Annotated in this window: 11 protein-coding genes; 6 read left to right on the forward strand and 5 right to left on the reverse strand. The window is 60.0% G+C overall.

Features of this window, described 5'->3' with window-relative positions; genetic code table 11:
* Window positions 1-14 precede the first annotated feature (14 nt).
* The 3 genes from M5B43_RS09590 to M5B43_RS09600 all read right to left on the reverse strand — a co-directional run bounded on the left by M5B43_RS09590 (window position 15) and on the right by M5B43_RS09600 (window position 6,689).
* Window positions 15-860: a 2OG-Fe(II) oxygenase gene (locus tag M5B43_RS09590; RefSeq protein ID WP_248749874.1), complete on the reverse strand. Its 846-nt coding sequence runs from the start codon at window positions 858-860 to the stop codon at window positions 15-17.
* 268 nt (window positions 861-1,128) lie between these two features.
* On the reverse strand, window positions 1,129-3,546 hold the full coding sequence (locus M5B43_RS09595; protein WP_248749875.1) for a glucose/quinate/shikimate family membrane-bound PQQ-dependent dehydrogenase: 2,418 nt from the start codon (window positions 3,544-3,546) through the stop codon (window positions 1,129-1,131).
* A gap of 1,124 nt (window positions 3,547-4,670) precedes the next feature.
* Window positions 4,671-6,689, reverse strand: a complete 2,019-nt coding sequence (locus tag M5B43_RS09600; RefSeq protein ID WP_248749876.1) for a TonB-dependent receptor — start codon at window positions 6,687-6,689, stop codon at window positions 4,671-4,673.
* Window positions 6,690-6,903: 214 nt separating this feature from the next.
* Between M5B43_RS09600 and M5B43_RS09605 the strand changes: the two genes are divergently transcribed.
* Window positions 6,904-7,137 carry a VF530 family protein gene (locus M5B43_RS09605; protein ID WP_010212838.1) on the forward strand — a complete coding sequence of 78 codons (234 nt, stop codon included), beginning with the start codon at window positions 6,904-6,906 and terminating at the stop codon, window positions 7,135-7,137.
* 4 nt (window positions 7,138-7,141) lie between these two features.
* A complete protein-coding gene (locus tag M5B43_RS09610; protein WP_248749877.1) occupies window positions 7,142-7,768 on the forward strand; it encodes a Pr6Pr family membrane protein in 627 nt (208 codons plus the stop codon).
* A gap of 55 nt (window positions 7,769-7,823) precedes the next feature.
* On the opposite strand, the gene M5B43_RS09615 is transcribed toward M5B43_RS09610, so the two are convergent.
* Window positions 7,824-8,597 carry a siderophore-interacting protein gene (locus M5B43_RS09615; protein ID WP_248749878.1) on the reverse strand — a complete coding sequence of 258 codons (774 nt, stop codon included), beginning with the start codon at window positions 8,595-8,597 and terminating at the stop codon, window positions 7,824-7,826.
* The gene (locus tag M5B43_RS09620) at window positions 8,594-9,103 is read right to left on the reverse strand and encodes a PadR family transcriptional regulator (RefSeq protein ID WP_248749879.1); all 510 of its coding nucleotides are present in this window, start codon (window positions 9,101-9,103) and stop codon (window positions 8,594-8,596) included. The genes M5B43_RS09615 and M5B43_RS09620 overlap by 4 nt, the downstream gene beginning before the upstream one ends.
* Before the next feature lie 476 nt (window positions 9,104-9,579).
* Here M5B43_RS09620 and M5B43_RS09625 point away from each other — a divergent pair, with 476 nt between their 5' ends.
* The 4 genes from M5B43_RS09625 to M5B43_RS09640 all read left to right on the forward strand — a co-directional run bounded on the left by M5B43_RS09625 (window position 9,580) and on the right by M5B43_RS09640 (window position 14,797).
* A complete protein-coding gene (locus tag M5B43_RS09625) occupies window positions 9,580-10,077 on the forward strand; it encodes a CS1 type fimbrial major subunit (protein ID WP_248749880.1) in 498 nt (165 codons plus the stop codon).
* 115 nt (window positions 10,078-10,192) lie between these two features.
* The gene (locus M5B43_RS09630) at window positions 10,193-12,715 is read left to right on the forward strand and encodes a CS1-pili formation C-terminal domain-containing protein (RefSeq protein WP_248749881.1); all 2,523 of its coding nucleotides are present in this window, start codon (window positions 10,193-10,195) and stop codon (window positions 12,713-12,715) included.
* A 19-nt stretch (window positions 12,716-12,734) separates the two neighbouring features.
* Window positions 12,735-13,979 carry a hypothetical protein gene (locus tag M5B43_RS09635; protein WP_248749882.1) on the forward strand — a complete coding sequence of 415 codons (1,245 nt, stop codon included), beginning with the start codon at window positions 12,735-12,737 and terminating at the stop codon, window positions 13,977-13,979.
* 59 nt (window positions 13,980-14,038) lie between these two features.
* On the forward strand, window positions 14,039-14,797 hold the full coding sequence (locus M5B43_RS09640) for a molecular chaperone (RefSeq protein ID WP_248749883.1): 759 nt from the start codon (window positions 14,039-14,041) through the stop codon (window positions 14,795-14,797).
* Window positions 14,798-14,801 lie beyond the last annotated feature (4 nt).

Raw genomic sequence — 14,801 nt, forward strand, 5'->3', positions numbered from 1 at the left:
GGGCAGTAAAAGTATTAGCACCAGAAGTAAAACGGCTCGCCAGGGGTATAGCCGATAAACGACTGCATGCTGATGCGTTTTCCCGAGTCGAAGCCGCAAATGGCGTGGGGGCGGCGGGTATTGATGATCACCAGCTCGTTTTTTCGCGGGCGTATGCGTAGCGGTGTTTGCAAGCGGTGCTCGGGCAGTTGGGCCCCTTCGAAACGCTTGACCTCTTCGTAGGCAAACGCCTCGGTATCCCAGATGATCAACTCACCTCCCGAAGGCGGTGTTTGAAGGTAGATATTGGCGCTGAATTGGTGGTCCAGCTCAGCAATCGAGTGGGGCAGGCAATCAACATGGGGAACCGTTTCCGAGAGGTGGGCCGTCTCGGGGAACATGGCGCGGATAATGCCGCAGAACATCGGTGGGCCTTGGAATGCCGCGGTTGCCGCGCCTGTTGGCCAGACTTCTTGCAAGCAGTCCATCAGTTGCTCAATGGGCGGTTTTTCAGGCGCGCAGATGCTGTCGATCAGGCCGCGCATATGAGCTGCGTCAGCATAATATTTGTGTTGGGCGTCACTGCCTGCGGCCTTGCCGTAGGTCGAGTTGAACGGGGTTCCCCAGCGGTGGACACCATAAAAATGCTGTACGACGCGCCCATCCTCGTAGGTTTCATGGTTGTAGGGTTCCAACGCCGCAGCTTCGTCGATGGCGTCGTTCAAGCGTGCGCTGGTTTTGGCATTGGCAAATTCAGGCACTCGGATTGCAAGCACTTCTCCGCTGATAAGCTTGTTTAACGTCGAAGTATCGAGCTGTTTAAGCTCCACGATTTTGGGGGGCCTGGAAATTATTGGTGCTAGCGTGTGCTGGTCCGTCATGCTGAAAAGCTCCGTGTAGAAATTTATCCGTGTGCGTATGTATTACGCAGGGCGCGCCGACTAAATTAGTTTCAAGGGCGCGAAGGGGGGAGGCATTTTTTTGCGCGTGACGGGTTTTTGATGGACGAGTAACCCAGCGCTCAGCGCTTTTTAAGTGGCGTTGAAAACACCCTTTTACGAAGCGTGCATCGGCAGGAGGGGGTTCTTTCAGGCGAAAAAAAGGCGGCTACCCATCAGGTAGCCGCCTTTTTCTTGCCGCCGGTGTTACTTAATCCGGCAGTTTGAACGCCATCACATAGTCACCCTGCTTGGTCCCCAGGGAACCGTGACCGCCGGCCATGACCAGCACATATTGCTTGCCGTCCTTGCCGGTGTAGGTCATCGGTGTGGTTTGCGCGCCTGCAGGCAGGCGGCCTTCCCACAGTTGCTTGCCGTTTTTCACATCATAGGCACGCAGGTACTGGTCGAGGGTGCCGCTGAGGAAGGCCACGCCACCGGCGGTGGTGAACGTACCACCCAGGCTAGGCACGCCCATGGTCAGCGGGATTGGAACCGGCGAGCTGTCACGCACGGTGCCGTTCTTGTGCATCCAGATGGTTTTGTGGGTGGTCAGGTCGACCGCTGCCACATAACCCCAGGCCGGTGCCTGGCACGGCAGGCCCATCGGTGACAGCAGCGCTTCGAGGATCACGCCATACGGCGCGCCTTTGTTCGGCTGTACGCCTTGGGTTTCGCTGACGCGAGGGCCTTGTTTGGCGATGTCGGCGGCCGGGATCAGTTTCGATTTGAACGCCATGTAGCTTGGGTTCACGAAGGCGATCTGGCGTACCGGGTCAACCGAGATGCCGCCCCAGTCGAACACACCAAAGTTACCGGGGTAAACGATCGAGCCTTGCAGCGACGGCGGCGTGAACGGGCCGTCGTAGCGCATCGACTTGAAGTCGATCCGGCAGATCAGTTGGTCGAACGGCGTGACGCCCCACATGTCACGCTCTTTGAGCGGCGGTGGCATGAAGTTCAGGTCCGACTTGGGTTGGGTAGGGGAGGTGTGATCCCCTGCCACGGCGCCCTGTGGAACCGGAATTTCATTGATCGGCACGACCGGTTGGCCATTGCTGCGGTCCAGCACGTAGATGCTGCCTTGCTTGGTCGACGCCATGACCGCTTGCTTGACGCCGTCAGCGGTCTTGATGTCGATCAGCGAAGGCTGGCCGCCCACGTCCATGTCCCACAGGTCGTGGTGAGTGAACTGGAAGGTCCACTTCACGTGGCCACTGTCGATGTCCAGGGCGGTCAGGCCGGCGCTGTACTTCTCGGAGGCCGGAGTGCGGTCGCCGCCGTATTGGTCGGGCATCTGGTTGCCCATCGGCAGGTAGAGCATGCCGAGTTTTTCATCGACGCTGAACATGGACCACATGTTCGGCGAGTTGCGGGTGTAGGTCTTGCCTTCGGCCAACGGGGTGGTGTCGTCCGGGTTGCCGCTGTCCCAGTTCCACACCAGTTTGCCGGTGTGCACGTCGAACGCACGGATCACGCCGCTTGGCTCGTCGGTGGAAACGTTGTCGGTCACGTGACCGCCGATCACTACCAGGTTCTTGGTAACGGCCGGTGGCGAGGTGGAGTAGTAACCGCCTGGGGCGAAGCTGCCGATGTTGGCACGCAGGTCGACCTGGCCTTTGTCACCGAAGTCTTCACACATCTTGCCGGTGTCGGCGTTCAGGGCGATCAGGCGGGTGTCGGCGGTCGGTACGAAGATGCGTTTCGGGCAGGCGTTAGGCGCGGCGGCCGGGCTGGCGCTGCCGGTTGGGCTCTGCTCGGAGGCGTAGACGGCGTCATCGTGATACGACACGCCACGGCAGGTCATGTGGGCCCAACCCTTGAAGTTCGCGGCACCTTCGGTGCTGAGCTTCGGATCGAAACGCCAGATTTCCTTGCCGGTGTCCGGGTCCAGTGCGATGACCTGGCTGTGCGGCGTGCACACGTAAAGCATGCCGTTGACTTTCAGCGGGGTGTTTTCCGCGGTGGTTTCACCGGGATCGCCTGGGCCAGGAATGTCGCCGGTGCGATAAGTCCACACCGGTACCAGCTTGTGGGCGTTTTCCGGGGTGATCTGTGCCAGGGGCGAGTAACGATCACCAAAGGCCGAACGGCCATAGGAGTTCCATTCACCATCAGCCTGGGAGGGAGCAGCGCTGGCCATGCCCGGCACCGCGTCGCGGTCCAGTTGGCCGGTCTTGACCATTTCACCCGGGTTGGTGAATTGGCTGGCCAGGGCGGTAGCACCTGCCAGCACCACGGCTACGCTCAGCGCGCCAGTGCCCAGCGGGGCCGCTTGGCCACGCAGCAACGGACGGCGAAACCACGGCAGCAACATAACGATGCCCAAGGCGAACAACAGGGCCAGGCGCGGCACCAACTGCCACCAGTCCAGGCCGACTTCCCACAGTGCCCATACGGTACTGGCGAACAGCACCAGTGCGTAGAGGCCCAGCGCGGCGCGGCGGGTGGCCAGCAACAGAACGCCGGTCAGGGCGATGCCGATACCGGCCAGCAGGTAGTACAACGACCCGCCGAGCATGCTCAGCTTGATGCCGCCGGCCAGTAAGGCCAGCCCCATGATCAGCAGCAAGATCCCCAGCAGCCTGGGCAGCAGGCGGCTTGGGCTTGAAGCCCCATCAGTGCTCATAGTGTGTTTCTCCGTGACGTTGGAATTATGTAACCCCGTGCTTCACTGTAGATGACGATTCGGCGCGGGCTTGGTTCATCGTTATTTTTTGGTTTTCCTGTGGGTAACTCGGTTATCCACAGGTCGGCGATTGTTTCCCTGGCGCAGGTCGGTTTAAGACAGCGCTGTCTTTTGTGCGAGGGGAATTCGGCAAGAGGGGATCATCGACCGCAGGCATGAAACGTTTCAGTTTGTTGCTGCAAGGATAAAGCGCCGATGCGCCAAGAGAAAGCGCAAATCGCAAGATGCATCATTTCAGATCTGGTAACAGTGACTAAGTGTCGCTGCTGAATGAGTGTGGGAGGGGGCTTGGATCTGCTGTGTGTCTGTTATTGAAGGTGCTGGCCTTGCCGGTGGCGGTTGCTATTGCAGGCAGTTTGTACTGACACGGCACCGTAAAAAGGTGGGAGGGGGGCTTGGATCTGCTGTGTGTTTGTTATTGAAGGTGCTGGCCTTGCCGGCGGCGGTTGCTATTGCAGGCAGTTTGTCCTGACACGGCACCGTAAAAAGGTGGGAGGGGGCTTGCTCCCGATGGCAGTGGGCCAGCTGAGGATAAGCTGACTGATCCACCGCTATCGGGAGCAAGCCCCCTCCCACACTTTGATCTGCTGTGTGTCTGTTATTGAAGGTGCTGGCTTTGCCGGCGGCGGTTGCTATTGCAGGCAGTTTGTACTGACACGGCACCGTAAAAAGGTGGGAGGGGGCTTGGATCTGCTGTGTGTTTGTTATTGAAGGTGCTGGCCTTGCCGGTGGCGGTTGCTATTGCAGGCAGTTTGTCCTGACACGGCACCGTAAAAGGTGGGAGGGGGCTTGCTCCCGATGGCGGTGGGCCAGCTGAGGATAAGCTGGCTGATCCACCACTATCGGGAGCAAGCCCCCTCCCACACTTGGATCTGCTGTGTATCTGTTATTGAAGGTGCTGGCCTTGCCGGCGGCGGTTGCTATTGCAGGCAGTTTGTCCTGACACGGCACCGTAACACGGTGGGAGGGGGCTTGCTCCCGATGACGGTGGGCCAGCTGAGGATAAGCTGACTGATCCACCGCTATCGGAGCAAGCCCCCTCCCACAGGGGACCTGCGGCATTTTTAGAAGGTGGTGCGGACACCGAACTGCACGCTACGCCCCGCCGCCGGTGCGATGTCGCGCAGGATCGAACTGGCATAGCGCACGGTCTGGTTGGTCAAGTTTTCGCCATTAACGAATGCCAGCCACTGGCTACCGCCGACATTGAAGCGGTAACCCGCGCTTGCCCCGAGGGTGGTGTAGCCATCCGTACCGCTTTCGTTGTCTGGCACACGCCCTTGGCCTGCGGCGTGTTCCACGTCGATACGCGCCTGCCAGCGGTCCAGTTCCCACAGCAAACCGCTGTTCAGACGCAGCGGCGCAATACGCGGCAGGGCTTCGCCGGTGTCCAGGTTGGTGGCCCGGGTGTAGTCGCCCGACAGTTCCAGGGCGAACTTGCCGTAGGCGCCTTCACCGAGTTTCCAGTGATCCTGGGCCTCGAAACCGGCGAAACGTGCGCGTACCCCGGAGTACTTGTACTCAGGCATTCCCCCTGCGTCTTCCTCGCCTTCATCATTGAGCGTACGACCCGTTCCCAGCAAGCCGATGTAATGGGAGAAGCGGCTATAGAACACGCCGAAGCTGCCCTTGTGGGTACCGTTATCAAAGCGCAGCGCCAAGTCGCTGGACACGGCTTTTTCTTTCTTCAGGTTGGCATCACCCAGTTCATAGGTGCCGGTGGCGACGTGAGCGCCGTTGGCGTACAGCTCATAGAAGGTGGGCGCGCGTTCGGTGTAGCCCAGGGTTGCAGCCAGGGACCAGACCGGCGTGAGGGTGTACACCGCGCCCGAGGACAGGCTGCCGGCGGTAAAGTCATTGCTCTGGTCGGCGCCGGCAAAGCGCGCGTTGCCCTTGGCGTCCGGGTCGACGTTGGTGTGCTCCAGGCGCCCGCCGAAGCTGAGTTTCAGGCGCTCGGTGGCTTGCATCTCTTCGAGGATAAACAGCGCGCCGGCGTTGGTGTCGGTCTGCGGCACGAAGGCTTCTTCGCCCAGGGCCGAGAACTCGTTGCGGGTCACTTGCGCGCCGACCACGCCGTCGAACGGGCCGAGCGGTTGATGGCGAGCTTCCACGCGTGCTTCATAGCCTTTGTTCTTGAAGGTGGTACCGGTTTTACCGCCCTCGATCTCGCGGTGCTGGTAGTCGGTATAGCCCGCGTCGATCTTGACTGAGGTGAACGGGCCTTGCAGGTTGCGGATTTCAGAGGCAAACGCGTAGTGATCCTGCTTCATGCGGATGCGGACGTCCTGCTCGGCAGGTGAGCCGTAGTTACTGTCGTAGTTGCTGTAGGACAGCCCGGCATAGCCGTCGTCCCAGGTGTACGAACCACCTACAGCGCCGCCGTCCTGGCGCCCGCTGCTGTTTCCCAGCCGGCCATTCTTGCCGGGGCCGTCTTCGCTCGGCGCGGCATGGCGACTGCGGGCAAAACCCGGGATTTTCAGGTCGTTGAATTCCCGCGCATTGGCGTCCAGATGCAAGGCAAAGGTGCCATTCCCCGCTTCCAGTTTGCCCGCGCTGCTGCGGGTGGTATCCGCGCCGCCGTAGCGCAACTCACCGGCGCCATGGATGCCTTCGATGGCCTCGGTCGGGATGCGATTGTCGAACGTGTTGACCACGCCACCGATGGCGCTGCCACCGTACAACAGGGCGGCCGGGCCACGAACGATTTCGATACGGTCGACGTTGATCGGGTCCAGTGGCACCGCATGGTCGTAGGACAACGACGACGCATCCAGCGCCCCCACACCATTGCGCAGGATGCGAATACGGTCGCCATCCTGGCCACGAATGATCGGGCGGCTGGCGCCTGGGCCGAAGTACGAAGACGACACGCCCGGCTGTTTGTTCAGGGTTTCACCGAGGCTGCCTTTTTGTTGCAGGGTCAGCTCATCACCTTCCAGTACGGTGGTCGGCGCGGCCAGTTGCTCGCTGCCCAGCGGGTTGGCAGTGATGATTTGAGGTTGCAGCTCAAGGGCCTGGGTTTCGGAGCAAATCAGCAGGGCGGCAGCGAGTGGGGTCAAGCGCCAGAGAGAAGAGAGGGACATCGGACATTCCTTGGCAAAACGGCAAAAAAATAGAGCAGGCTTAAACGGTATCGAATCAGTTACTTTTGATAAGTGTCGTTACAATATAACATCTCTTTTTTCGCTGGAAAGGGGAACTTTTCTCCAAGGGCTATATTCAATGCAGTGCTTCCACCGGTACGCCCCGTCGGCTAAGGTGCGCGGCTGTGTTTCCTCTTTTTGCAAAAGGCCCGGCATGACCGCGACAAGCAACGACCCGCTCCACGGCGTGACCCTGCAACACGTCCTCACCACGTTGGTGGAACATTACGAATGGAGCGGCCTGGCCGAGCGTATTGATGTGCGCTGTTTCAAGAGCGATCCGAGTATCAAGTCGAGCCTGACGTTCCTGCGCAAAACACCCTGGGCACGGGAGAAAGTCGAAGGCTTGTACGTCAAGCTGATGCGCACCAAACGCCCGCTGGACTGAAACCATGAAGCGCTTTGTGGCCGCAGCGGCCCTGGCCGGTTGGGTGGGGCTGGCGATTCAGCAATACCTGATTTTCTATTCGCGCTGGGAGACCGGCGCCAGCCTGTTGGGCGGGCTGATCAACTTTTTCAGCTTCTTCACGGTATTGACCAACACCCTGGTCGTGGTGGTGTTGAGCTATGCGCTGGTCAACCGCGAATCGGCCGCCAAACGGTTCTTCCTGGCGCCCGGGGTCGGTAGCGCGATTGCCGCCAGCATCGTCGTGGTGAGCCTGGCCTACAACCTGCTGCTGCGGCATTTGTGGAGCCCGGCAGGTTTTCAATTCATTGCCGATGAGTTGCTGCACGACGTGATGCCGCTGCTGTACCTGATCTATTGGTGGCGGTGCGTGCCCAAAGGCACGCTGCGCTTGAAGCACATCGGGGCTTGGGTGATTTACCCGCTGGTGTACTTCGGTTATGTACTGCTGCGCGGGCATTTGCTCGGGCAGTATCAGTACCCGTTCATCGACGTGGACACCCTCGGTTATCCACAAGTGTTTGTGAATGCCGGGGGGATTTTGGCGGGGTTTATAGTGATCGCTTTGGCGATGGTGGGGCTGGATAAATGCCTGAAATCATCCTCGTCTTAAAGTGAGCACCGTCAATGTGGGAGCGAGCAAGCCCGTTCCCACAGTATGAATTGAGTCAGCTCTGTTCCTCGTCGCTGCCTTCGGCACGCCAGTAACCCACGGCCTTGAGATACTCCTCGTTGACTTTGTGCGTATCCAGCAACACCCGCCGTACCTGGCGTGACAACTTGGTTTCGGTCGCGACAAAGCTGTACAGCGTGCCGCTGGGTGGCGTCAGTTTACGCACGGTGTCGAGCAGGTCGTCCCGGCCGCGCACCACCCACATCACCTCCACCTCAGCGGCACTGTTCAGGGGTTGTTGCTCGGCCACGTCGGCGATTTCAATCACCGCCAGCACCTTGCGCCCCGCCGGCAGTTCTTCCAGGCGCCGAGCGATGGCCGGGATCGCCGTTTCATCGCCAATCAGCAGGTAGCTGTCGAAGATATCCGGCACAATCATCGAGCCGCGTGGCCCGCCGATATACAAGTGCTGGCCGACTTGCGCCTGTTCGGCCCACGTCGAGGCAGGCCCATCGCCGTGCAGCACGAAGTCGATATCCAACTCACCGATGCTCAGGTCGAACCGCCGTGGCGTGTAGTCGCGCATGGCCGGTTGCGGGCCGTCGCCCTTGATGCTGAAGGTCGGGCTTTCCAGCGCGGCCTGTTCGGCGGCGTTCTGCGGGAACAGCAGCTTGATGTGATCGTCGCTGCCCAGGCTGATAAAACCGGCCAGTTCCGGCCCGCCCAGCGTGACGCGGCGCATGCGCGGGGTGATATCGACCACACGCAACACTTGCAGGCGGCGACGTTTGATTTCGTGGGTAACGCGATGGATGGCTTGAGTATTCATGGGGCTTTCCCGTCGGCAATGGCTTGAGCGGTGCCGTTGAGCAGCGCCGCGACACGAACGATTTCTTCCGGGCTCCAGCGCCCGTGGTGCGAATGCAAGGCGTGCCGCAGGTTGTGCACCGCCTCGTGAATCTCCGGCGGGCGGTCGTGGCCGCGCAGCGAACGCTTGCTGACGTCAATGCGCATGCGCACGCCATCCAGGGCAACGACCTGCTCGCTTAAGAAGAGACGACCGGCCTCGGTGATTGTGTAGCGTTTTTTTCCACCGTCGGCGTCGCCACTGATCAACTCGCTTTCTTCGAGGAAGGTGAGGGTGGGGTAGATCACGCCGGGGCTGGGGCTGTAGGCGCCGTCGAACAGGCTTTCGATGCGGCGGATCAGGTCGTAGCCGTGGCAGGGCAGTTCGGCAATGAGCGACAGCAGCAACAGCTTCAGGTCGCCGGGGGCGAATACCCGCGGGCCGCGCCCGCCGCGTTTTTCAAACTCACCGCGATGTTCGGGTCTCATGGTGACAGGCCTCCGTTCATATTTAGATATAACTTAAGATATATCTTATGCTCGACGGTAGCCCCCGCCGACAAACGGTCAAAAGCGGTTGCAGCGGCCTGTGTGTAGAAGTTATTTGGACGATTATTGAAATTAGAGTTATAACTTTAATTAGAGCTCGCACTCGAATGTGTCGCGAGTTTTGTGATTCGTTCGAAACTTGTTAATCGTGTGGTACTGTTCCGACAGGCTATTCGTTACTCCTGTTTTTCGATGTTGTAGTTCACGTCCTACGGACACTCTTAAAGTTTTGGCAAAATGCCATCTTTTTCTCGCAATCCCTGTTTACAAGGGCTACGTGCCTATTGGAATGTCCCTGCATACCTGTTTTTAGTTTGAGTTGATCATGGCCTGGCAGTGCGCGGCTCAATTAACGCAGCACTGTAATTCGTTGTTTGACGAATCCATCAATGTTGTCAACTACAGGTATTGACCCCATGTTCAAGAAGTTTGCAATCGCTGCTCCCCTGGCTGTTATGGCACTGTCTTCCTCGGTAACAGCCTTTGCTGCCGGCGAAGCCGACCATACCGTCAACCTCAAGGCAACCATCCCGACCACCGTGTTCCACGCACAACCCCGTGACCCGAACTGGGGCCGTGACGAAACCATGACCTACAACCTGGTCAGTGGCGAATTGGCACCCCTGAGCGCCATCTATGACATCAAGAACACCAACGGTTCGGTTCACGCCTACATCGAAGGCGGCCCGGCTGTGCTGTTCAATGGTGATGCCGCGCAGAACATCGCGCTGACCACCACCCTCAACGGCGTGACCCTGACCGGTGCGCCGCAGGAAGTGGTCAACGAAGCCGACTCCACCCCTGGCGTGGGTGCTGAAATGCGCATCGTCGCGGCCAAGCCTTCGGCGACTCAACGCGGTTCCTACACCGCTGTGATGCCGGTGGTCTTCGACGCTGTATTGCCGACGCCTTGAGCCCAATAAATGCCCGTTGAGCACGGGCATTTGTTTTCAGGTCGGCTGACGTCCCTCCTCGGTCCGCCGACCTGGTTTTTCTCTCCCGTCTTTTGGCATTCAGAGTGTTCCGTTCATGTTTTCGATGACGCCTATCGCGGCTGCGCTTGCGCTGTTGATGTGTACGAGTGCCCTGGCCGCACCTGCTGCCTCGGGCGCTTTGACGACCGGCAACCTGCTGAGCCAGGCTCAAGGCTTGCCCGCCGGTTTTGCCGATCACTTTTTCGACGTGCCGCTGGCGGTACGTGTTGACCTTGACCAGCAATTACTGGGCGAGGCGCTGATTGTGTTGACCCGGGATGATCGCGTCACCCTGCTCGAATTCACCGACACCGGTGACAGCAAGGTCCCGGCCGCCACCCGCGATACCTGGCAAGCCCTGCTGGAAAAAGGCGTGGCATTGGGCACCTGTACCCAGTCCTGTCCGGAAAAGATGCTCTCGGCGTTCTACAACCTGGAAAACTCCCAGTTGGCGATCATCACCCAGGATGTCGAGCTCAATGACGACGCACCGCGCTTCTACCCGCAACCGGAAGGCGGCAGCCTCGGGTTGATCATCAACAACCAACTCAACCTCAACGGTGGTCAGGACAACCAACTGGGTGGCCGTTACGGCTTGCAAGCCAGTTCCAGCCTCGGCAACTGGAGCCAGGTATTCAACCTGCAGCTGGCGCGACAGAGTGGCGATAACGAACAGATGCGCCACGCGATCCACGAGCTTTACACCCAGCGGGAAATGGAAGGGCAGTTCTTTCGCCTGGGCCATTTCACCCCCAATTCCGATGGTCTCACCCGCCAACTGCGCAGCTTCGGCGCCAGCCCCGACACAGCGCTGGGCCTGATGTACGGCAGTTCCGACAGCCTGGCCATCAACAATGCCAAGCCCAGCGTGTACCCGATCTACGTCACCGCCAACCGCCAGGCGGCGGTGGAGATCTACCGCAATGGCCTGTTGATCAACACTCAGGCAGTGGCGGCCGGGCTGCAAACCCTGGACACCCGGCCACTGCCCGGCGGTATCTATGAAGTGGAAGTGCGCCTGGTGGAAGATGGCCTCACCACCAGCACCACCCAGGAGCTGGTGTACAAGCCCAGTAACTGGCGCAACGCCGAAGACCCGTGGCGCTACAACGTGTTCGCCGGGCGCGAGACCAAGCTGTTCAGTAACTGGGACGACCAAGCCTCTGGCGCGATGACGGCCGGTGCTTCCATCAACTACCTGCTGCACCCACGGGTGATCCTCGGCCTGTCGGCCCGTCAGGTACGCGAGCAATTGCAATACGGCGGTTCGGTGGACTGGACGGTGGTCAACAACACCAGCCTCTACACCAACCTCTACCAAACCCAGGACCATGGCACCGGCCTGGACCTGCAAGCGCTCTATACCCTGGGCGCCACCAACCTGGTGTTCAGCCACACGCGCAGCTGGCTCGACACGCGCGACACCTACGAGACCCTGCCGGACGGTACCCGCCTGCGCCGCAATACCTTCGTCGGTGAGGCCAGCAACACGGCGCTGTCGGTCAACCACCGGCTCGACGCGAAAAACACCCTGAACATGCGCCTGTCCCACAGCGAAGGCAATGTCGAGGGCGCGGGGCTGGACCTGGGCTGGAGCCGCCACGACAACCTGTTTGGCAGCGACGCCAACTGGCGCTTCTCGGTGTTCGATCGGCCTGGTAGCGCTGGCACCAACGATGCGCGCAATCGCGGCGTGGACGTGAGCGTCAGCATGAACCTGGGCCGCGATGGCCGGCAGATTTCCGGCAGCATCGGCACTCGTACTGCTCGTAACGGTGGGCGCGACAATAACGCCTCGGTGACTCTGCGCCAGGACCTCACCGACCACGCGCTGCAAAGCGTCTCGGCGACCGCGATCACCGATACCTACGGTGTCGGCCTATCAGGCATGACCAGCTTCAGTACGGACGTGGTCAGCGGTGACGGTTTTATCCAGCGCAGTTCCTTCAATGGTGATTTGAGCGGTGGCCTGAACCTCAACAGCACCTTTGTCGCCGGTGCCGGGAAGATGCTCCTGAGCAGCCAGTACCAGGGCAACGGTGCCGGGATGATCATCGACGTGGAAACCGACCTCGACGACATCGCCCTGCGCGCCGACGACCTCGGCGGTGGCGGCGCGATCTTGCGGCCGGGGCGCAACTATGTGCCGGTCTCGGCCTACAAGAGCAGTAGCGTGAGTTTCGACTTTGAAGGCAATCACCCGCCGGCCGCCAATATCCAGCCGACCCGCGCCAGCTATCACCTGAACAAGGGCGGCGTGGACTACCGGAAAATCACCGTGATGAAAACCGTCACCGTGCTCGGCCGCTTGTTGGATGAACGCGGTGCACCGCTCAAGGGCCATCACGTGATCAACCATGCCAGCCGTGGAGTCAGCGAAGTGGACGGGTTCTTCTCGATGGAAATGAGTTCCAGCGCACCCACCTTGCAAGTGCGCTACCAAAACCAGTTGCTCTGTCAGTTCCGCCTGGATCCAGCTAACGCACCGAATGAAAGTGACGTGTTGATGATCGGCGATTTGCGCTGCACCAAGGACACGCTCGCAGAAGCGACCCACAACGCCGAAACCGCTGGTTGATGGCATGGACTGGATTTTTATGAACGTGAAAAACACAACAAGAACAGGCTTGAAGCAGTGTGCGTTCGCGCTGGCGCTGGTCAGCATGAGCCTGCCTGCGCATGCGTTGGTGCAGGACATCACGGCGGTATTTCGTCCTGATCCGTCGAACCCGATGGTCAATAAATTCGAAAACACCACGCCCCACAGTGGCGTCTGCGCGTGGCACGTACCGGCGAGGTGCGAGGCGTTGAATACCTTCAGTATCCGTGACCCGGCATTCAGGGCCGAGTCGGTAGAGCCGATTGAGGCCAACCATGAAGATCCTCGAAAAGGGGCCTATTTCAAAGTGCCTTCATCTTGGCGTGATGTGCAGGTGGTCCACGTCGGGACGGGTGAGGTTGAAACCGTACAAATGCGCATTGCGGGTATTGGTACGCGTTGGGATGTTCCGCGTCCGCCTGGCGTCAGCGGATGGGCTAACGGAGGAACCGGTTGGACCTACTATTGGAGTAACGGTGCGCCTCCCTGCCAGGGGGTTAACTACTTGGCGGCATCCGCCACTTTCGCACTGTTTTTCTGGATCGTCCCGGAGGGAGTAGGGGCTTGTACGGTAAACCCGGGCACCACTTTTCCGCGCTTGACCTACAGCCACTTGGAGTACGGCTACGAACTTAAAACCCCCAACCCGCTAGGCATGGCCAGCGGCGAATACCGGGGCTCCCTGACTTACAGCATCGGGCCGGGCGGGGATTTTGATTTCGGTGACGTGATGGCGTCCACTGAAAGCGCCCTGACGTTCAATTTTCAATTGTCGGTGGAGCACGAGCTCAAGGTCGATCTCCCGCCGGGCGGCAACCGCATCGAGTTACTCCCCGAAGGCGGCTGGCAAGCCTGGCTCAACCGTGGGCGCCAGCCAGCGCGGTTGTTCCGTGACCAGACCTTCGTCATTTCCGCCAGTGGGCGTTTCAAGATGCAGCTCGAATGCAGCCTTGCGGTGGGTAACACCTGTGGCTTGCGCAACGGCGCGGGGGACCAGGTGCCGTTGCAGGTGGCTGTCAGCCTGCCATTTGGCATGCAGGACCAGGCCGGGCAAGCCGTCAACAAGCTGCCCCTACGCCTGGATGGCGTGGGCACCGAGCTGTTCCAGCCGGCGTTTTATGTGAACAACCGCTCCGGAAAACTGCACTTTGAAGTCGAAAACGATGACGTCAAAGGGATGCTCGAACATCCGGGCAGCACCTATTCGGGCGTGGTCACGGTGATCTGGGATTCGGAAGTCTGAGCGAGCATTAGCCGCATCTCAGCCCCAGGCTGGGTTCAATCAATAAGGCGTAATCAAACATGAAACATGCAGTGTTAGCGGTGGGGCTGTTCCTGATGTCGTTGAGCGCTTATGCAGGGCCGGCGATCAACGTTGGGGTGGTCTATGACTATCTGGACGGCGACCGCAGCTCTTACCTCAAGCGGGTCTACAACGGCGGCACCAGTACCGCGTTTATCAAGGTCAATGTGCTGGAGATCGTCTACAACGCCGATGGCACGTCCAGGGAAGTGCCCGTCGCTTCGATGACCGACGCCAAAGGCAGCACCACCAATCGCGACGGCCTGATGGCCAGCCCGGCGCGCCTGATCGTACCGGCCGGCGGGCGTCAGGGCACACGGTTGCTGTACATGGGCCTGCGAGACAAGGAGCGCTATTTCCGCCTGCGCTTCATTCCGGTGGTGCCGGAAAAGGAAGATGACTTTGCCGTGACCGATCAAGAGCGTGCCGAGTACAAGGACGCGCTGGCGGCCGGGGTCAATGTCATGGCGGGCTACGGCACGGTGTTTTTCGTCAGGCCCAAGGACACCCGTTTCGATACGCAAATCAGCGAGACCGCCAGCCAGTACACCCTGCGTAATGCGGGCAACAGCGTGGTGGTGCTCGATGAGTTCCGCGATTGTTCGGTGGCGAAAAAGACCGACTGCGAGGCCACCACCAAGCACCACATCCTGCCCGGTCGCCAGTTGGTGCTCGAGAAAAAGCCGGAGCGCCAGTTCAACTTTCAGATGATTGAAGGCCGCGACAAAAAACCGATGACGGTCAACAGCAACGGGTGATGAC

It is taken from the genome of Pseudomonas sp. MWU15-20650, from assembly GCF_023242475.1.
Taxonomy (GTDB): domain Bacteria; phylum Pseudomonadota; class Gammaproteobacteria; order Pseudomonadales; family Pseudomonadaceae; genus Aquipseudomonas.

Bases quoted from the DNA above. Each gene is read 5' to 3' on its own strand.
- M5B43_RS09625 (WP_248749880.1), top strand. From the start codon at position 9,580: ATGTTCAAGAAGTTTGCAATCGCTGCTCCCCTGGCTGTTATGGCACTG.
- M5B43_RS09615 (WP_248749878.1), bottom strand. From the start codon at position 8,597: ATGAATACTCAAGCCATCCATCGCGTTACCCACGAAATCAAACGTCGC.
- M5B43_RS09620 (WP_248749879.1), bottom strand. From the start codon at position 9,103: ATGAGACCCGAACATCGCGGTGAGTTTGAAAAACGCGGCGGGCGCGGC.
- M5B43_RS09635 (WP_248749882.1), top strand. From the start codon at position 12,735: ATGAACGTGAAAAACACAACAAGAACAGGCTTGAAGCAGTGTGCGTTC.
- M5B43_RS09630 (WP_248749881.1), top strand. From the start codon at position 10,193: ATGTTTTCGATGACGCCTATCGCGGCTGCGCTTGCGCTGTTGATGTGT.
- M5B43_RS09600 (WP_248749876.1), bottom strand. From the start codon at position 6,689: ATGTCCCTCTCTTCTCTCTGGCGCTTGACCCCACTCGCTGCCGCCCTG.
- M5B43_RS09590 (WP_248749874.1), bottom strand. From the start codon at position 860: ATGACGGACCAGCACACGCTAGCACCAATAATTTCCAGGCCCCCCAAA.
- M5B43_RS09595 (WP_248749875.1), bottom strand. From the start codon at position 3,546: ATGAGCACTGATGGGGCTTCAAGCCCAAGCCGCCTGCTGCCCAGGCTG.
- M5B43_RS09605 (WP_010212838.1), top strand. From the start codon at position 6,904: ATGACCGCGACAAGCAACGACCCGCTCCACGGCGTGACCCTGCAACAC.
- M5B43_RS09610 (WP_248749877.1), top strand. From the start codon at position 7,142: ATGAAGCGCTTTGTGGCCGCAGCGGCCCTGGCCGGTTGGGTGGGGCTG.
- M5B43_RS09640 (WP_248749883.1), top strand. From the start codon at position 14,039: ATGAAACATGCAGTGTTAGCGGTGGGGCTGTTCCTGATGTCGTTGAGC.